This window comes from Nonomuraea sp. NPDC050547 (genome assembly GCF_044457345.1).
Taxonomy (GTDB): Bacteria; Actinomycetota; Actinomycetes; order Streptosporangiales; family Streptosporangiaceae; genus Nonomuraea.
The window spans coordinates 130004-147138 of the sequence record NZ_JBITGW010000012.1 but is presented as its reverse complement, the minus strand read 5'-3'; the positions used below and the strand labels follow the sequence as shown (position 1 = coordinate 147138).

The following is a 17135-nucleotide window of genomic DNA, read 5'->3' as shown; positions in this document are numbered from 1 at the left end:
CGGGCACACGAAAAGCGCCGAGAGCGTGGCCGTCGGCGCTTGGCTATGTCGGAGTCGGGTTACTTCAGGACGAGGTAGACCGCCACCGCGATGATCGCGAGGACGACCACACCGGCGATGATGGGAAGGGCCGCCGAGCGCTTGCGCGCGCCATCCTGCTCGCTCTGCTGTGCGAACGCGCGGAACTGCTGCGTGTTGCCGGCCGGGTCGGGATGCTGGTCAGACATGCGCAGCACTCTAGCCGGAACGGGTGAGCCGTTTGCACCTTTTGCCAGGACTGGTGTGGGTGCCCCTGATGACGGACCACACTGTCCGGCGGATAGTTTTGAAGCATGCTCAGGACCCTGTTCTCCCCGCGACTGATCGGGCTGCATCTGCTCACGATCGGGGTCCTGACCGCGTTCATCCTGCTCGGTCGCTGGCAGCTCGGAGTCTTCCAGGACTCCGGCAAGCCCCACGCGGCCACCGATCCCGCCCCGGTCGCCGTGGACGGCCTGGCCAAGGTGGGCGCCGGGTTCGAGAACGCGGCCGTGGGACGGAAGGTCACCGCGCAGGGCGTCTACGACGGGGGACGGCAGCTTCTCGTCGCCGACCGCAGGCCCAGCGTGGACACGCCGGGCGGCAACGTCGCGCGGGACGAGGGCTTCTGGGTGCTCACGCCGCTCCGGCTCGCCGACGGGACGCTCATGCCCGTCGTGCGCGGGTGGGTGGCCTCGGCCGGTGACGCGGGCGCCGCCGTACCGGCTGGGAGCGTGAACGTGTCGGGGCGGCTGCGGCCGCCGCAGGGGACCGACAGCGTGCAGCGGCGCGCGGAAGGACTGCCCGCGGGGCAGGTGCAGACCGTTTCCACCGGCGAGCTGATCAACCTGTGGAAGGGCGAGAAGGTGCGCAACGGGTTCGTCGTCGCGCAGCCCGCCTCCGGGGCGCTCGCCCCTGTCTCGGTGGCGCCGCCGGTCGTCGGCGGTACGTTCACGTGGCGCAACGCGGCCTATGCGGCCAACTGGTGGATCTTCGCGGGGTTCGCCGTCTTCATGTGGTTCCACTTCGTACGCGACGCCGTACGGGGTGATCGGGGCCGTGCTCGACAGTCCCCTGAGATGGTTCTGGAAGGTTAGGAAAACTAGTGGAGTCCGCCCTCAAGCCCTTCCGGGTGCTCGCCTACATGGTGGGCGTGATGCTGCTCGTGCTCTGCGTGGGCATGTTCCTCAACTACGTCGTCCGGGTCACGTGGTGGCCGGGGCTGATCATCGCGCAGGTGCACGGGTTCCTGTACATGATCTATCTGGTCACCGTCATGAACCTGGGCATGAAGGCGCGATGGAGCTGGCCGTACATGCTGGGCATCATGCTCGGCGGGACGGTGCCGTTCCTGTCGTTCTACGTCGAGCGCAGGGTGACCCAGCGTGTTCAGGCAGCCCTGGCGCAGGCCTGAGTACGGCGAGGGTCTTGGTCCGGGCCCTCGCCGCACTTCCTCCTGGCTCAGTTGCCGATGCCGCGCCTGCGCACGCGCTTGAGGCGCTCGCGCTGAGACGGGTCGAGCATGAAATAGCCCACCACCGGAGCGGCGACCACGCCGAGGACGACCAGCAGGGTGAGCCAACCCGGCAGGAAGATCAGCGAGAGCAGTACGGCGGCGCCCGCGCCTACCGCGTACTTCTGGATTGGCGACATCCTCAACTTCCTCCGAACGCGGAGCGCGCGCCCCGCCTCTCTCACATTGTGCGTCTTCGGTCCAACGAGTGGGGGACCGGTGGGGTTCCATTCACGATATGTCGCGTGGATCGAGGCTCTGGGAGATGGTCAGGAACTCCTGGCGCAGGGGCGCCGGGGCCGGTCTGGCCGCCGGATCGCCGGCCAGCAACGCGTACAGTACCGCCGCCAGCGCGCCCGCCCTCGTCAGCGGCGCGCCCGGAGCCGGCGGCAACCCCTCGACCGCGGCGAACAACGTCGCACCCAGCGACCACATGTCAGCGGCCGGCCCCGTCGCGCCCTCGGGGGCGGTGTAGGCGGAGATCCCGTTCGGCATCAGCGGCGGGCTGAGAATGGCCTGGCCGGAGGGCGACAGCAGGATGTTGCCTGGGCGGATGTCGCCGTGGTGCTCGCCTCGGGCGTGCAGACCCACCAGCTGATCCAGTACGGCCAGCCCGATCGCGGCCACCTGGACCGGAGGAAGCGGGCCGGTGGTGCCGATCACCTGATCCAGCGCCCGGTCCGTCGGGGTGGAGCCGGGGGCGGCGTGGCGCGGTCTGTGCGGGGGCGTGGGGTCGTAGGCGACCGGCCAGGAGGGCGACGGGTACAGCACGTCACTGATCGGCGCGGCGGGCTCTACGGGCGGCGTCGGGAAGTCGGCCGGTGGCGTCGGGAAGTTCTGTGCGGGTGGCGTCGGAAAGTTCTGGGCGGACGGCGTGGGGAAGCCGTCGGACGGCGGGCCCGGGAAGGTCCCGCCGGGCGGTGTGGGGAACGCGGCTACCGGTGGCGTCGGGTAGGAGTCGTCGGCCGGAGGCGCCGGGGAGGCCCCGGGACCGGGAGGCGGCGGGAAGGGGGCGTCCGGCGGCGTGGGGAAGGCGTCCGGGGACTGCGGTGGGGCGTCCAGGGGGTGCCCGAAGGGGGCGTTCTGCGGTGGCGTGTTCGGGGGCTGCGGGAAGGGGCCGTTGTGGAGAGGGGCGTCCTGGGGTGGAGTGCTCTGGGGTGGGGTGTTCTGGGGTGGACTGCTCTGCGGGTGGGGGAAGGGGGCGTGCGGGTGCTCGACAGGTGTGTCCGGGGTGATGATGGGCGGTGCGGTGAGCGGCGGCTCGGTGGATGGCGGGTTCTCGGGGGCGGGCGGGGACTGGCGGCGTCGGCCGAACACCTTGCGCAGGCCCAGCAGGCGGGACTTGGCGGGCGGGCTGGGCGGCTCGTCCTGCGGTGCGGGCACCGGGCCGCTCTGGTCGCCGGGGTGCGCCGGCGCTTCGCCGCCGACGTGCGGGGCGACAGGGGTGCCCAACGGCGGAGTCTCAGCCAGATGACCAAGCACGGGCGGCGCAGGGTCACCGGGGTGGCCGAAGTCCGGGCCTGGCGGTTGGCCGGAGTCCTGGCCTGCCGCGTGGCCGAGAGCCGGGCCCGCCGGTTGGTCGGAGGTGGGCGGCGACGGGTGGCCGAAGGCTGGGGGAGCAGGGTCGCCGGGGGGCGTCGCGGGGTGGCCGAGGGCGGGCGACGGGTGACCGAAGGGTGGGGTGACCGACGGGCCGGGGGGTGTCGCCGGGGTTGGGGGGAAGCTGCCCGTGGTGGGGACCGACAGGGGGTGGGTGGTGGTGATGGGGTGGTTGAGGGCCAGGCGGGTCAAGGTGGAGGTGATGTCGTCCAGGGACGGCGGTCCGGCGGGGTCGAGCATGGCGCGGATCAGGGCGCGCAACGGCTCGGGGTCGGTGGCCGGTGCGGTGCCCGGCGGGCGGCCCTCCACCGCGAAGTGCAGGGTGGCGGCGAGTGACCACAGGTCCGCCGGCGGGCGCAGGCCGGGGTGCGGCAGGCCGAAGCCGGTCAGTACGGCGCGGCCGGTCGCCGTGAGCATGACCTTGCCGGGGTTGAGGTTGCCGTGCACGATCCCGGCCCCGTGCGCGGTCGTCAGGGCCTCCAGGAGGCAGAGCCCGGCGCGGGCGGCCTGGAGCTCCGGCAGGGGCCGCTTGGCGTCGACGGTACGCGCCAGCGACGCCCCGGACACGAACTCCGTGACCAGCCACGGCCCGCCCTCCTCCTCCACGAGGTCGAGGAGTGGGACGATCGATGGATGCCGCAGTCCGAGCGCCCGCCGGGCCTCCTCGGCCGGCTGCGCCCGCATGTCCCTGACGGCGACGTCACGGTGCGCCACCTCGTCGAAGGCCAGCCGTACCGTGCCTTCGCCCAAGGGGTTCAGCAGCCGATAGCGCCCGCCCAGCTTCATGCTTTCTCCCATTTCGAAACGCACGATAGCGGGATATCTCCGGGCATAGCCATGCGCGGGGGGTACACCGATGTGTTTACCCGGAATCGTGCCTGGTGAGGTGGGCTGGTGCCCAGCCTTCCCGGCACCCTCGACAGCATGCGGAAACTCCTTCCCATCGCCCTCATCCTCGCCGCCGGCTGCCAGGCCGCACCGCCGGCCGTACCCCGGACATCCGAAACCAGGACGGACACCAGCATCGCGTGGACGCCGTGCGGTCCGCGTGAGTGCGGCACCCTGGACGTGCCACTCGACCACGCCCGGCCCCAAGGTGAACGCATCACGCTGGCCCTCACCCGCCTCCCGGCCCGCGACCCCGGCAGGCGGCTCGGCAGCCTGGTGTTCAACCCGGGCGGTCCCGGCGCTACCGGCCTCGACTTCCCGCGGGCCCTGACCGCGGCGCACGACACCCTCGGCGAGCGCTACGACCTGATCGGGTACGACCCGCGCGGCGTGGGCGAGAGCAACCCCGTCCGGTGCCTCACCAAGGAGGACCTGGCCACCGCGTTCACCGCCGACCCCACCCCGGACACCGACCCGGAGAAGGACGCCGCCTTCGCCGCCGCCAGGAAGGTGACGGCCGCCTGTGAGAAGGCCGCAGGGCCGCTCCTGCCGTACCTCGGCACCAGGAACCACGCGCGCGACCTCGACCGGATCAGACAGGCGCTCGGCGAGGACAAGCTCACCGCTTTCGGGTTGTCGTGGGGCGGATCGCTCATGGCCACGTACGCCGACCTGTTTCCCGGGAACGTCGGGCGGCTCGTGCTCGACTCACCGGGCAACCCGACGCTCGGCCAGTTCGAGGTGATCAGGCTCCAGATGGCCGGCACCGAGAAGGGCCTGCGCCGCTTCGCCGACGCCTGCGGGGCACGGGCGGACTGCCCGATCGGCGCGACCGGCAAGGAGGTGCTGGACCGTTTCGACCGCTTCCTGGCCGAGGGACTGCCGGTCGGCGACCTCACCGAGCCCGCCGCGCGGCTGGCCGTCCTGTACGGGCTCTACCGCCCCGACGGCTGGCCCAAGCTGGAGAACGCGCTGGCCAAGGCCTACAACGGCGACGGAAGGCCGATGCTGGAGATGTCCGCGTGGCTGGCGGGCGGCAGCCAGGAGAGCGGGTTCAGCAACTTCCAGGACGCCAACATGGCCATCAACTGCGCGGACTACACCGAGAGGTACGGCAGGCGCGACCTCGACCGCCTGGCCGCGAAGATCACCGCGGACTCGCCCAGGTTCGGCCCCTCCTCGGTCTGGCAGACGCTGCTCAACTGCGCCTACTGGCCCAAGTCCGCCGACCCGCACTCCGGTCGCCTGAGCGGCGCGGGCGCCCCGCCCATCCTGGTCGTCGGCAACACCGGCGACCCCGACGGCGTCTACGAGTACGCCGCCGACGTCGCCGGGCAACTCTCCTCGGCCCGGCTCCTCACCTGGGACGGCGACCGCCACGGCGCCTATGGCGGCAAGAACGCCTGCGTCGACGCCGCGGTGGACGCCTACCTGCTCAAGGGCGCTCTTCCTGAACCGGGGAGCCTTTGCCGCTGACCCAGCGCTCCTGGGCCTCCTGGAGCCTGCGCCACAACTTCTCCCGCTCCCGCGCGCTGACGTCGGCCATGGGAAGCCCGAACACGTCGGCCAGCGCGGCGAAGTAGTCCGCCTGGGTGGTGATCGTCGTGCGCAGCGAGCGGTCGCCGATCCTGGTCAGCACGAGGCCGCGCATGGTGTCCACGCCGCCGGCGTCGCGGCGCTGCACGACGGCGACCCGGACGAAGCCCGAATCCGGCGACGTGGTCAGCTCGCGGTGCTTGTCGGCGAAGTCGGACATCTGCGCTGGAGCCGGGCCGAAGTCCATGCCGATGAACGAGCCGCGCGGGTCGTGGTCGAAGCGCCAGCCGCCGGGCGCGATCTCCGAGGGGCGCAGGCCGTACTCGAAGGGTCCTTGGCGGTAGGTGCCCGCGACCAGGGGGAGCGGCTCGCGGATGGCGTCGCCGAGCCCGAGGTCGACCAGCCATTCGCCGTCGGGCAGGCGGACCGTGAGCACCAGGTGGTTGCCGGCGAGGTGCGGTCCGGTGGCGGACTCCTGCTGGGCGCCGGCGAAGTGCTTGGTGACCTCGTAGCCGAGCGCAGTGGCCAGGAGGGAGAAGGCGCCGTTGAGGTGGTAGCAGTAGCCGCCCCGGCCGCCGATGATGCGGGCCGCGGACTCCTGCGGGTCGACCGTGGTCGGCCGGCCGAGCCAGATCTGCAGGGCCTCGTAGGAGACCCGTTCGATATGGGCGATGTGGAGTTCGCGCAGGTGGTCCACGCTGGGCGGGGCGTTGAGGAGGTCGGGGCGGCCGATGCGGGAGAGGTAAGCGGCGACGTTCACGAGCACAAGTCTGCACGGGATGTCCACAAATTGCCGAGTGTCGTCTGCACAGTCCCCTTCTAGGCTTCGAGTCGTGAAAAGGGTCCTGGTCGTCGAAGACGACGAGACGATCGCACGCGCGGTACGCGACCGGCTGGCCGCCGAGGGCTTCGACGTCCAGGTGGCCGGCGACGGCGAGAGCGCCATGGCCGCCTACGGCAGAGCCGAGCCCGACCTGGTGATCCTCGACCGCCTGCTGCCCGGTCTCGACGGGCTTGAGGTGTGCCGCCGGATGCAGGCGGCCCGCCCGGTTCCGGTCCTGATGCTGACGGCGCTCGGGGAGGAGACCGACGTGCTGGTCGGGCTGGGGGTGGGCGCTGACGACTACATCGCCAAGCCGTTCAGCATGCGCGAACTGGTCGCCAGGATCCACGCGCTGCTGCGCCGGGTCGAACGGGCCGCCCAGCTGGCCGCCGAGGACACGGTGATCCGCGTGGGCGAGGTGGAGATCGACACCGCCGCCCGCCGCGTGTTCGTCGGGGGACAGGAGGCCCAGCTCACCCGGACCGAGTTCGACCTGCTGCGCCGCCTGGCCGAGCGTCCCGGCCAGGTCTTCGAGCGCGACCGGCTGCTGTCGGACGTGTGGGGCTTCTCCGAGGCCGCCGCCACCAGGACCGTCGACAGCCACGTACGGGCGCTGCGCCGCAAACTCGGCCCGGACGTCGTGCGCACCGTGCACGGCGTGGGCTACGCCCTGGTGCGGCGATGAGGCCACTCGACTTCCTCGGCCGGATCAAGGTCAAGCTGGGCCTCGTCATCGTCCTGGCCGTGGGCGTGGCGTTCGTGGTCAACGAGGTCGGCATCAACTCCGGCTACTCGCGCGAGGTACGCATCGCCGTCGCCGCCCTCCTCGCGCTGATCATGGTTCAGTGGCTGGCCAGAGGCATGACCAAGCCGCTGCGCGAGATGGCCTCGGCCGCGCAGACCGTCGCCAAGGGCAGCTACGCGCTCCGGGTCCGCGCCACCTCGCGTGACGAGGTGGGGGAGCTGGCCAGGGCGTTCAACGCGATGGCCGCCGACCTGGCCGAGGTCGACAGGCAGCGCCGCGAGCTGATCGCCAACGTCAGTCACGAGCTGCGCACGCCGATCACGGGGCTGCGGGCCGTACTGGAGAACGTCGTCGACGGCGTCTCCACGCCCGACCCCGTCACGATGAGCACCGCGCTCGCCCAGACGGAACGGCTGGGCCGCCTGGTCACCCAGCTGCTCGACCTGTCGCGGCTCGACTCCGGCGCCCGCCTGATCGAGCCCGAGGCGATCGAACTCGGGCCGCTGCTCGAACAGGCGCTGCGCGAGGCGGGGCTGGCGCGCGAGGACGTGCGGCTGGAGGGGCGGATCCCGCCCGGCCTCGTGGTGCGCGCCGACCCCGACCTGCTGGCCCAGGTGCTGGCCAACCTCCTCGACAACGCGGTACGGCACAGCCCGCCCGGTGCCCTGGTCACCATCGCGGGGGCGGGCCAGGGCGCGGGGATCCGCATCACCGTCGCCGACGAGGGGCCGGGCATCCCTGCCGAGGCCAGGGCGCGGGTGTTCGAACGCTTCTCCCGGCTGGACTCCGGCCGGGCGGCCGACTCGGGCGGCTCGGGGCTCGGTCTGGCCATCGTCAAGGAGATCGTCGAGCTGCACGGCGGCTCCATTCACATCGGCGACGGCACCGGATGCCGGATGGTCGTCGACTTACCGGGGAGGACCACGATGGCGGAAACATCGGTCGGGACCGGGGAGGAACGCCCGCAGGAACGGGCGGCGCACCCACCCCAGGAGGCGGTCACGGCCAAGCCGGCCGTCGTGGCGGCCGAGACGACGCCGGGGGCCACCGCGGGCGTGACGGCCAAGACGACGGCCGCGGCGACGGCGGGGGCCACGGCGGCAGTGTCGGCCGAGGGGCTGCCAGAGGCGACAGCCGGGGCGACGCCGGGGGACGCGCCCGCAGGAGAGGACCAGCGGGCCGCCGTCGGAGGCGCGGCTGCGGTCCCGCAGGACGGGGTGGCAATGGCCGCCGGAGGTGTCCCCGTGATGTCGCAGGACGGCGTCCTCGCAGTGCCGCAGGACGGCGCGGCCGCCGCGTCGCGGGACGGTGCGGCGGCCGAGGCGACGACCGCGGTCCCGGTCGTGACGGCCGAGGCGCGGCCCGGAGGCGTGCCCGCGACGGTGAAGGACGGCGTGGCGGTGGCCGTGACGGCCGAGGGGGTCGTGGCGGCCGAGGCGGCGGCGGTCGCCCGCACCGGCCCGCTCACCGTGCCGGTCGAGGCCCCGGCCACACGACCGGCGCCGGTCGCCGGAAACGCTGCGGCGCGGGCCGTGCCGGGTGGGGCGTGGCCTGTGGCGGTTGACGGGGTGGGTCAGTCTCCGGGGCCAGGGGGTGGGCAGCGGCAGCCGGGGAACTGGTTCGGGCGGTTGTTCTGGGGGATCTTCCTGGGGCTGCTGGCCGGGTTCCTCGTCGGGCTGTTCGCCGCCGTCGTCATGGGTGTCGCGTTCGGGGGCGTGGCCGCGCTGGTCACGCTGATCCTGGCCACGGCCGCGGGCGGCGCCGTGGGTTCGGTCGTGGCCGCCGACACGGCGGCGCGGCAGCCGTACAAGCAGCGCAGACCTCCGCAGCCGCTCGCGCCGGGCGCCTACGGACCGCCGCCACCCCCCTACCAGCCGCCCCCGCTGCTGCCGAGGCCCGAGCTGCCCGAGACGCCGCGCTGGCTGCTGCCCGCGGCAGCGGGCGCGGGGGTGTTCGCCGCCGTGGCGCTGCCGGACGCGCAGACCGGGCTCGGCCTGGTGCTGGTCGCGCTGGTGCTCGGGGCCGGCGCGCTCCCGGCGGTGCTGCGCAGGGCGACGCCGTGGACGCTGGCGTTCGGGCTGACCGGCTACTGGCTGATCTCGACGGCCGTGGTCAGGGACGCCGACTGGCTGGTCCTGATCATGGTGATGGCCGGCGCCGGGCTGATCGCGCTGGCGGTCTCGGGCGCGGGCACCGGCTGGCTGGGCGTGATCAGGGGCGGCATGTCGGTGGTGCTGGCGCTCGGCCCGGTGCCCTGGCTGCTGTCGGGGCCGGTCAAGCACCTGGTCGCCCGGCGGCGGATCATGCCGGCGCTGGCGGGCGTGGGCATCGCGGTGGTGCTGGTCGGGGTGTTCGGGCTGTTGTTCGCCTCGGCCGACCGTGTGTTCGCCCGCTACCTGGAACGGCTGACGGCCACGCCCGACTGGATGGAGTCGCTCCCGTCGCGCGTTCTGCTGTTCGCGGTGTTCGGGGCGCTGCTGTCGGCGCTGGTCCTGGTCGCGCTGCGGCCGGTCAAGGACCCCGTCGGACCCGGCGTCAAGGTCACGGTCGCGCGGTCGGTCTGGCTGGTGCCGCTGACCGCGCTGAACCTGCTGTTCGGGGCGTTCGTGGCGGTGCAGATCAGGTTCCTGTTCGGCGGCGCGGCGACGGTGCGCAACACCGAGGGCCTGACCTATGCCGAGTACGCCAGGGAGGGCTTCTTCCAGCTCGTCCTGGTCAGCATGATCGTGCTCGGCATCGTGGCCGTGGCCGGGGGCGTGCTGCGCACCGGCCGCCGCGAGCGCTGGGTGCTGGCCGGTCAGCTGGGCGTGCTGTGCGCGCTGACGCTGGTCATCCTGGCCTCCGCGCTGCACCGCATGGACCTCTACACCGAGGTGTACGGGCTGTCGCGGCTGCGGATCTCGGTCCAGGCCACGGTCTGGTGGCTCGGCGTGGTGTTCGCGCTGGTCCTGCTGGCCGGGGCGGCCCGGCTGGCGGGCCGCGGCTCGGGCTGGCTGCCGCGCACGATCGTCCTGGTGACGGCGCTGGGCCTGGGCGCCTTCGCCATGGTCAACCCGGACCTGCGCGTGGCCGAGACCCAGGTGGCGGTGCGCGGCGTGGCGCAGATGGACTCCGACTACCTGGGCGACCTGGGCGCGGAGGCCGTGCCCGCGCTCGTCCGGCTGCCGGAGCCCCAGCGCAGCTGCGTGTTGTTCAACGTGGTCAAGGCCAACGGCCTGGAGCGGCCGGACCCGTGGAACGGCTGGAACCTGGCCCGTTCGCAGGCCAGGGAGCTGCTCGCCCGGCAACCGGTCACCGTCACGGCCAGCTGCCCGCCTGGAACCAGGGGCAGCTAGGGCACCCAGTGGTTGCCGGAGGCGACGATCATCGACTGGAGCTGCACGGTGGCCGCGAAGTAGTCCTTCTTCCCGATCTCCCGCGAGGTCAGGTACGCCCAGAGCTTGTCCAGCCAGGCCTGCCCGTCCGGCTGGACGAGCGCGGCCACCGCGAACGGCGCCACGAACGCCGGCTCGGGACCCTCCTCCAGCGGCCTGCCGTCGAGGGTGTAGCCGCCGGCGATCTTCTCCGGGTCGCCGACCTTGGAGATCCAGGTGCTCATCTTGCGGGCGGCGGCAGTGGAGGCGGCGTCGCCGCTGGTGACCGCGTCGGCGCCGATGCGCCACGGGTCGCGCAGGGCGTTCCAGTTGTAGTCGCCGTCGTGCGCGTCCTCCAGCACCTGGCCCTTGACCGGCTTGCCGTTCTTCACGAAGTCGGGCAGCAGGCCGGTCTCGTTCGGGATCTCGGCGATGAGCTTCTGGTGCGCCTGCCGGATCTCCGCCCAGGCCGGGTCGATCTTCTCGAAGGCCCGGAAGTGGTCGATCATCCAGTCGGAGGTGCGTGAGACCTTCGACAGCGGGTCGTCCTGGGTGGCCCAGTCGCCCAGCTTGACCAGCTTGGTGTCCGGGTTCACCTCCGACTCCTTGATCGCGGCGATCCGCTTGACCGCCTTGTCACGGTAGCCGCCACCCCACTGCCGCTGGGCCATGAGCAGGCCGTAGGCCACGTCGAGGTCGCCGTCGGTGGCCGAGTCGGAGCCGTTGACGCTCTTGCAGTTCTTGTCCTGCTCGGCGGCGAGCAGGTCGGGGTTGTTGACCGACGGGTGCGCCTCGACGTAGGTGAGGATGCCGTCGAAGAGCTCTCTGTCGCCCATCGTGGCCGCGATGACCAGGCCGTAGCCCTGCGCCTCCGCGACGTACGGGTGGTCGGCGTCCGGTGAGATCACCTGCAGCGAGCCGCACTTCGCGGTGACGAAGGCCGCCTTCCACTTCGCGTAGTAGTCGCGCACCTGCCCGTCCGCGTCGCCCTTCGGGCGCAGCACACCCTGCGCGTACGGCACGCGGTGACTGCCGAACGGCACCGGCTGCTCCATGGAGGCGGGGCCGGTGGCGGCGGGCTTCGCCGAAGGCCGCGCCCCCGCGCATCCGGTGGCGCCCGCTATCAGGACTACGAGGGAAAGGATGGTCAGGCGGCGCACGGGTGTCCCTTCTGATGAGTCGCCAGACGGTATGAGAACGGCAGCCTGGGTGCCAAATCAGGTTTAATCCTTGAGTGGCTTTCGATGTGATCATCAGCGGTGCCCGGGTGCTTGACGGGACGGGCGCTCCGCCGTACCGGGCCGACGTGGCGCTCAGCGGCGATCGCGTGGCGGCGGTCGGCCGGCTGGACGGCGCGCGGGCGGCGCGGGTCGTGGAGGCGGCCGGGCGGTTCGTCGCGCCCGGGTTCGTCGACTGCCACGCGCACGGCGAGGCCGCCGTCTTCGACCCGGCGGTGCAGCTCGCAGCGCTGCGGCAGGGGGTGACCACGTTCGTGCTGGGGCAGGACGGGCTGTCGTTCGCGCCGGGCTCCGCCGCGACCGTCGCCTATGCCACCCGGTACTTCACCGCCGTCAACGGGCGGCTGCCGCACGAGGGGCCGCTCTCGGTCGGCGAACTGCTCGGCGGCTACGACCGGACGGTCGCGCTGAACACCGCCTACCTGCTGCCGCACGGCACGATCCGCTACGACGTGATGGGCCCCTCGCCCAGCGCGGCGGGGCCCGCCGAGATCGCGGCGATGCTGGCCAGGGTGGAGCGCGGGCTGGGCGAGGGGGCCGTCGGGCTGTCGAGCGGGCTGGAGTACCTGCCGGGCCGTTACGCCTCGGCCGAGGAACTGGCCGCGCTCTGTGCTCCGCTGGGCGGCCTGCCGTACGTCACCCATATGCGCGCCTATGGCGCGAAGGCCGCGATCGGCATGGACGAGGTCGGCGAGATCGCGCGCCTGTCGGGGGCGGCGGTGCACGTCTCGCACCTGCACGGCCCGGCCGGGGTGCTGCTGCCGCTGGTGGAACGGGCGCTGGCCCAGGACGTCGACCTGACCTTCGACACCTACCCCTACCTGCGGGGGAGCACCATCCTGGCGATGGTCGTGCTGCCGCCGTCGGTGCCGGGGGCCGAGGTGGACCGGGCGGTCGAGATGCTCGCCTCTCCCGATTTCGACTCCTGGTGGGCCTCGCTGGAGGACACCTGGCCGAGGCTGACGATCTCGCACGCGCCCGGCTCCGCCTGGGCCGAGGGGCTGACGATGGTCGAGGCGGCGGCCCGCGCCGGGCTGCCGCCCGCGGAGTTCTGCAAGAAGCTGCTCATCGACACGCGGCTCGAAGCCGGGTGCGTGACCGCGCGGCCCGACGAGGGACCCGAGGGGGAGGAGTCGGTCCGCCGGATCCTGCGCCACCCCGTGCACACCGGCGGCTCCGACGGCATCTACGTCGGCGGCCACCCGCACCCGCGCGGCTGGGGCGCCTTCGCCCGCTTCCTGGGACGGCACGTGCGCGAGCTCGGTGACTGGACCTGGCAGGAGGCGGCCGTGCATCTGGCCTCCCATCCGGCCCGCCGTTTCGGGCTGGACGGGCGCGGGCTGGTGCGCGCCGGGTCGGCGGCGGACCTGATCGTCCTGGACCCGGCCAAGGTCGGCGACGAGGCCACCTACGCCGCGCCGCGCACGCCGGCCACGGGGGTGGACGACGTGTTCGTCTCGGGTGTCCAGGTGCTGGCCGGAGGCGAGCTGACCGGGGCCACCCCAGGCCGGGCGCTGCGCTCGCGTTGATAGGGTCAACGCGGATGAATGGGGGCATCGTGCAGGGAATTCTCGCGGAGTCCGAGCTGCCGTTGATGGTCGTGCACCGCGCCGCGCTGGAGCACAACGTGGCCACGATGGCCGCCTTCGCGCGCGGCCACGGGCTGGAGCTCGCGCCGCACGCCAAGACCCACCTGTCGCCCGAGATCTCCGCGATGCAGCTCGGCGCCGGGGCGTGGGGCCTGACCGTGGCCAACTCCCGGCAGGCGAGGATCGTCCGCGGCTTCGGCGCGAGCCGGATCATGGTGGCCAACCAGGTCGTGGACCCGGTCGGGCTCGACTGGCTGGCGGCCGAGCTGGAGCGCGACCCCGGGTTCGACTTCCTGTGCTTCGCCGACTCGCGCGAGAGCGTGGACATCCTGCGCGCGCACGCGCCGTCGCGGGGGTTCCGCGTGCTGGTGGAGCTGGGGCACGCCGGTGGGCGCGCGGGCTGCCGGTCGGTGGACGAGGTCGTCGATCTGGCCGGATATATACAGACCGCGGATGGTGTGTCGCTGGCCGGCGTGGCCGGGTACGAAGGTGCGCTCACCTCAGCCGGAGAAGTTCGGAAATATCTGGGCCTGCTCCAGGACGCGGTCGAATACCTGCGGGTCAAGAACCCCATCCTGACCGTCGGCGGCAGCCAGTGGTTCGACGTCATCGGGCGCGAACTGGTCGCCGCCCAGGCCACGGTGGTGCTGCGCAGCGGCGCGTACGTCACCCACGACGACGGCTACTACCGCGAGCGCACCCCCTTCAACCGGATCGACGGCGAGCTGCGCCCGGCCTTCGAGATCTTCGCGCACGTGCTGTCCACCCCCGAGCCCGGCCTGGCGATCGTCGGCATGGGCAAGCGCGACGCGCCCTATGACGAGGGGCTGCCGGTGCCCAGGCGCGAGGGCCTGACCATCGCCAAGATGCAGGACCAGCACACGGTCGTGCACGGCGGCGGCCTGCGTCCCGGGGACGTGCTCTCCTTCGGCATCTCGCACCCGTGCACCGCCTTCGACAAGTGGCGCGCGCTGCCCCTCGTCGACCCTGACTACCGCCAGGTCGGCACCATAACCACGCATTTCTAGGAGATCTCGTGAAGAAGGAAATCAGGACCACCGACGGCGCCGCTCCCGTCGGGGCCTACTCCCAGGGCCTCGTGGTCGGCGACTTCGTCTACACCTCGGGCGCCGGGCCGCTCGACCCGGTGACCGGCGAGGTCGTCGGCGACGACGTGGCCGCCCAGACGCACCAGACGATGAAGAACCTCGGCGCCGTCCTGGCCGCCCACGGGCTCGGCTTCGACGACGTGGTCAAGGCGACCGTGCACCTGCAGCACCTCAAGCGTGACTTCGCGGCCTACAACGAGGTGTACAAGTCGTACTTCAACCAGCCCTTCCCGGTCCGCACCACGGTGGGATCCGACCTGATGGACATCCTGGTGGAGATCGACTTCGTCGCGCACAAGAGCGCGTAAGGTCAACCCGTGGACAGTTCGGTATACGTCTTCGTCGAGGACCTCCGGGGTGAGGGCGTCGACAAGGTGCTCGACCGTGTCGCCGGATACGGCACGGCCGGCATCACCGTGGGCGCCGTGCACCACGGCTCCCGCGACGTCACCCCGCACGGGCTGTCCAGGCTGACCCTGCGCCACGACGGCGCCCACTTCGTCCCGCCGCACGACCTGTTCTCCGGGCTGCGCCTCACGCCGGTCCCCGGCTACACCGACGCGCTCGACGGCGTCCGCGAGGCCTGCTCGAAGCGGGGCCTGAAGCTCCACGGCTGGACGGTGTTCCTGCGCAACCTCACGCTCGGCACCCGCCATCCCGACGTGACCGTGCGCGACTGCTTCGGCGACCGCGGCTCGCTCACCGACCTGTGCCCCGCCCACCCCGACGTGCGCGAGTACGCCGTGGCGCTGGCCAGGTCGGTGGCGAGGCTCGGCGTCGACAGCGTGGTGGCCGAGTCGCTGCACTTCAGGCCGCTGCGCCCCGAGCGCTCTTTCGTCCCGCTCGGCCCCATGGACAACTACCTGTTCGGCCTGTGCTTCTGCGACTACTGCATGCGCCGCGCCACCGACCTGGGCGTCAACGCCGAGGTGGCGCGCGACGAGTGCGCCAGGATCGTCGGCGGCGTCTTCGACGGTGACCCCGCCGCCCAGGGCGAGGTGACCAGGGCCGCGCTGACCGCCTACGCCGGTCCCGACGTCGTGGCCTACGCCCGCGCCCGCTCGGAGACCGTGACCACGCTGGTGTCCGAGGTGGCGTCCGCGGTGGCGGAGGAGGGTTCCAAGCTGGTGTTCATCGACTACACCGGCTCGGTCAAGGGCTACCGCGACGGCCTGCCCTCGCCCGGTCTGGCCGCCCACGACGCCTGGCAGCTCGGCGTCGACCTGGTCGCCCTGGGTGACCTGGTGCCCGCCTTCGGCGTGCTCGCCTACGCCCGCGACGCCGCCCGGGTGGCCGACGACGTCGGCGCCTATCTCCGCTCGGTCGGCAAGGACCGGGAGGTACGGGCGGTGCTGCGCCCCGGCTACCCCGACAGCGACTCCACCGACCGGCTCGTGGCCAAGGCGCTCGGGGCCAAGGCGGCGGGCGCGGCGGCGGTCGACTTCTACGCCTATGGGCTGGTGCCGCACCCGGTGCTCGATCGCATCCCGGCGGCGCTGAACGAGGCTAGCTGACCCCGTCGAGCACGGCCGCGACCGCCTCGGCGGCGAAGTCCGCGCCCAGCGGCAGGCCCCTGAACACCGCCCTGACCCACATCGCCCCTGCCAGCAGGTCCATGACGAGCATCGGGTCGGCCGACTCGGGGAGTTCGCCGCGCCGTACCGCGCGCTCGAAGACCACGCGCTCGCGGGCGAGGCGGTCGGCGAAGAAGCGCCGCGCGTCGATCTCGGGATGGTGTACGGCGGCGCCGAGCGCGGCCACCGCCACATCCTTCCCGGGCGGCTCGGTGAGCAGCGCACCCAACGCCTCCACCAGCGCCACCAGGTCGCCGCGCAGCGATCCGGTGTCGGGCACCTCGAAGTCGAGCATGTCCGCCTCGACCAGCGCCGCCGCCAGCAGGGCGGCCTTCGAGGGCCACCAGCGGTAGATCGTCGTCTTGTTGACGCCCGACGCCTCGGCCACGCCCTCGACGGTCAGCCCGTCGTAGCCCTTGCCGGCCAGTAGCCGCAGCGTCGCCGCGAAGATCTCCCGCTGCTTCCTCGGTGCCATGCGGGCTATTTTCTCCCGGTGAGCGCGGTGACCACGCCGAGTCCCAGGTAGACCACGCCGGAGAAGTAGCGCAGCGCCCGCGCCTTGGCGGCCAGCCGGTGGCCCAGGGCGCCGGCGGTGAACGCGTAGATCATGTCCGAGAGCAGGCCGAGCACCATCAGGACGGCGCCGAGCACCACGATCTGGAGCGCGGGGGAGCCGGCCGCCGGGTCCACGAACTGCGGCAGGAGCGCCAGGAAGAACAGGGTGACCTTGGGGTTGAGGATGTTGATGACCACGCCTTCGAGGAACACCTTGCGCAACGGCTGCGGCGCCGGCGCCTGTGCGTGCTGCTCGTCCTTGCTGGTGAGCGCGCGGATGCCCAGGTAGACGAGGTAGGCGACGCCGGCCCACTTGACGATCGAGAACAACGCGGCCGACTGGGTGATCACGTAGGAGAGACCCGCGGCGGCGGCGAGTATGTGCACCAGCGTGCCGGCCTCCACCCCGAACGCGCTGGCCAGCGCGGCCGAGCGCCCCTGGGCCAGGCCGCGGGCGGCGATGTAGAGGTGATTCGGCCCCGGGATGACGACCAGGGCCAGCGCGGTGACGGCGAACAGGGCCAGGGTGGGAAGGGCGATCATGCCTCTGACGGTAGAGGAGGCTTGGTCCACGAACGGAGTCCAATGCGGTGGT

At 72.4% G+C, this 17135-nt stretch carries 16 protein-coding genes; 9 read left to right on the top strand and 7 right to left on the bottom strand.

Going from position 1 to position 17135, the window contains the following annotated elements; translation table 11 throughout:
* Positions 1 to 59 precede the first annotated feature (59 nt).
* Positions 60 to 227, bottom strand: coding sequence for a hypothetical protein (locus ACIBHY_RS29005; protein WP_397251967.1), 168 nt, complete (start codon positions 225 to 227; stop codon positions 60 to 62).
* A 105-nt stretch (positions 228 to 332) separates the two neighbouring features.
* Here ACIBHY_RS29005 and ACIBHY_RS29000 point away from each other — a divergent pair, with 105 nt between their 5' ends.
* Together ACIBHY_RS29000 and ACIBHY_RS28995 are read left to right on the top strand one after the other, a co-directional pair.
* Positions 333 to 1115: an SURF1 family protein gene (locus tag ACIBHY_RS29000; protein WP_397308274.1), complete on the top strand. Its 783-nt coding sequence runs from the start codon at positions 333 to 335 to the stop codon at positions 1113 to 1115.
* Between the two features lie 8 nt (positions 1116 to 1123).
* Entirely contained in the window at positions 1124 to 1432 is a 309-nt protein-coding gene (locus tag ACIBHY_RS28995) for a DUF3817 domain-containing protein (protein ID WP_397251965.1), read from the top strand.
* Between the two features lie 47 nt (positions 1433 to 1479).
* Here the strand turns inward: ACIBHY_RS28995 and ACIBHY_RS28990 are convergent, their stop codons facing one another.
* Positions 1480 to 1671 (bottom strand): hypothetical protein, encoded by a 192-nt coding sequence (locus tag ACIBHY_RS28990; protein WP_379621872.1) that lies wholly within the window; start codon positions 1669 to 1671, stop codon positions 1480 to 1482.
* 91 nt (positions 1672 to 1762) lie between these two features.
* Positions 1763 to 3916, bottom strand: a complete 2154-nt coding sequence (locus tag ACIBHY_RS28985) for a hypothetical protein (RefSeq protein ID WP_397308273.1) — start codon at positions 3914 to 3916, stop codon at positions 1763 to 1765.
* Between the two features lie 108 nt (positions 3917 to 4024).
* On the opposite strand from ACIBHY_RS28985, the gene ACIBHY_RS28980 reads away from it, so the two are divergent.
* On the top strand, positions 4025 to 5494 hold the full coding sequence (locus tag ACIBHY_RS28980) for an alpha/beta hydrolase (RefSeq protein WP_397308272.1): 1470 nt from the start codon (positions 4025 to 4027) through the stop codon (positions 5492 to 5494).
* On the opposite strand, the gene ACIBHY_RS28975 is transcribed toward ACIBHY_RS28980, so the two are convergent.
* Entirely contained in the window at positions 5454 to 6314 is an 861-nt protein-coding gene (locus tag ACIBHY_RS28975; RefSeq protein WP_397251962.1) for an arylamine N-acetyltransferase, read from the bottom strand. The two genes, ACIBHY_RS28980 and ACIBHY_RS28975, sit on opposite strands and share 41 nt — an antisense overlap.
* Positions 6315 to 6387: 73 nt before the next feature.
* Here ACIBHY_RS28975 and ACIBHY_RS28970 point away from each other — a divergent pair, with 73 nt between their 5' ends.
* Positions 6388 to 7062 carry a response regulator gene (locus ACIBHY_RS28970; RefSeq protein ID WP_397251961.1) on the top strand — a complete coding sequence of 225 codons (675 nt, stop codon included), beginning with the start codon at positions 6388 to 6390 and terminating at the stop codon, positions 7060 to 7062.
* Entirely contained in the window at positions 7059 to 10457 is a 3399-nt protein-coding gene (locus ACIBHY_RS28965; protein WP_397308271.1) for a DUF4153 domain-containing protein, read from the top strand. The genes ACIBHY_RS28970 and ACIBHY_RS28965 overlap by 4 nt, the downstream gene beginning before the upstream one ends.
* On the opposite strand, the gene ACIBHY_RS28960 is transcribed toward ACIBHY_RS28965, so the two are convergent.
* Positions 10454 to 11635 (bottom strand): glycosyl hydrolase family 8, encoded by a 1182-nt coding sequence (locus ACIBHY_RS28960; RefSeq protein WP_397308270.1) that lies wholly within the window; start codon positions 11633 to 11635, stop codon positions 10454 to 10456. The two genes, ACIBHY_RS28965 and ACIBHY_RS28960, sit on opposite strands and share 4 nt — an antisense overlap.
* Before the next feature lie 74 nt (positions 11636 to 11709).
* Between ACIBHY_RS28960 and ACIBHY_RS28955 the strand changes: the two genes are divergently transcribed.
* The 4 genes from ACIBHY_RS28955 to ACIBHY_RS28940 are packed head-to-tail and all read left to right on the top strand — an operon-like array spanning position 11710 to position 15925.
* Positions 11710 to 13242 (top strand): amidohydrolase family protein, encoded by a 1533-nt coding sequence (locus tag ACIBHY_RS28955; protein WP_397251958.1) that lies wholly within the window; start codon positions 11710 to 11712, stop codon positions 13240 to 13242.
* 29 nt (positions 13243 to 13271) lie between these two features.
* On the top strand, positions 13272 to 14330 hold the full coding sequence (locus ACIBHY_RS28950) for an alanine racemase (protein WP_397308269.1): 1059 nt from the start codon (positions 13272 to 13274) through the stop codon (positions 14328 to 14330).
* Positions 14331 to 14338: 8 nt separating this feature from the next.
* Complete coding sequence (locus ACIBHY_RS28945; protein ID WP_397251955.1) at positions 14339 to 14719, top strand: RidA family protein; 381 nt, start codon at positions 14339 to 14341, stop codon at positions 14717 to 14719.
* A gap of 9 nt (positions 14720 to 14728) precedes the next feature.
* Positions 14729 to 15925, top strand: coding sequence for a hypothetical protein (locus ACIBHY_RS28940; RefSeq protein ID WP_397251953.1), 1197 nt, complete (start codon positions 14729 to 14731; stop codon positions 15923 to 15925).
* On the opposite strand, the gene ACIBHY_RS28935 is transcribed toward ACIBHY_RS28940, so the two are convergent.
* Both ACIBHY_RS28935 and ACIBHY_RS28930 read right to left on the bottom strand, forming a co-directional pair.
* Complete coding sequence (locus tag ACIBHY_RS28935) at positions 15918 to 16460, bottom strand: TetR/AcrR family transcriptional regulator (protein ID WP_397308268.1); 543 nt, start codon at positions 16458 to 16460, stop codon at positions 15918 to 15920. The two genes, ACIBHY_RS28940 and ACIBHY_RS28935, sit on opposite strands and share 8 nt — an antisense overlap.
* Before the next feature lie 5 nt (positions 16461 to 16465).
* Complete coding sequence (locus tag ACIBHY_RS28930; protein WP_397251951.1) at positions 16466 to 17083, bottom strand: LysE family translocator; 618 nt, start codon at positions 17081 to 17083, stop codon at positions 16466 to 16468.
* Positions 17084 to 17135: the final 52 nt, after the last annotated feature.

What these genes read in the sequence shown, in the direction of transcription:
- ACIBHY_RS28985 (WP_397308273.1), bottom strand. Translation starts at nt 3,916, where the DNA reads ATGAAGCTGGGCGGGCGCTATCGGCTGCTGAACCCCTTGGGCGAAGGC.
- ACIBHY_RS29000 (WP_397308274.1), top strand. Translation starts at nt 333, where the DNA reads ATGCTCAGGACCCTGTTCTCCCCGCGACTGATCGGGCTGCATCTGCTC.
- ACIBHY_RS28965 (WP_397308271.1), top strand. Translation starts at nt 7,059, where the DNA reads ATGAGGCCACTCGACTTCCTCGGCCGGATCAAGGTCAAGCTGGGCCTC.
- ACIBHY_RS28935 (WP_397308268.1), bottom strand. Translation starts at nt 16,460, where the DNA reads ATGGCACCGAGGAAGCAGCGGGAGATCTTCGCGGCGACGCTGCGGCTA.
- ACIBHY_RS28990 (WP_379621872.1), bottom strand. Translation starts at nt 1,671, where the DNA reads ATGTCGCCAATCCAGAAGTACGCGGTAGGCGCGGGCGCCGCCGTACTG.
- ACIBHY_RS28930 (WP_397251951.1), bottom strand. Translation starts at nt 17,083, where the DNA reads ATGATCGCCCTTCCCACCCTGGCCCTGTTCGCCGTCACCGCGCTGGCC.
- ACIBHY_RS29005 (WP_397251967.1), bottom strand. Translation starts at nt 227, where the DNA reads ATGTCTGACCAGCATCCCGACCCGGCCGGCAACACGCAGCAGTTCCGC.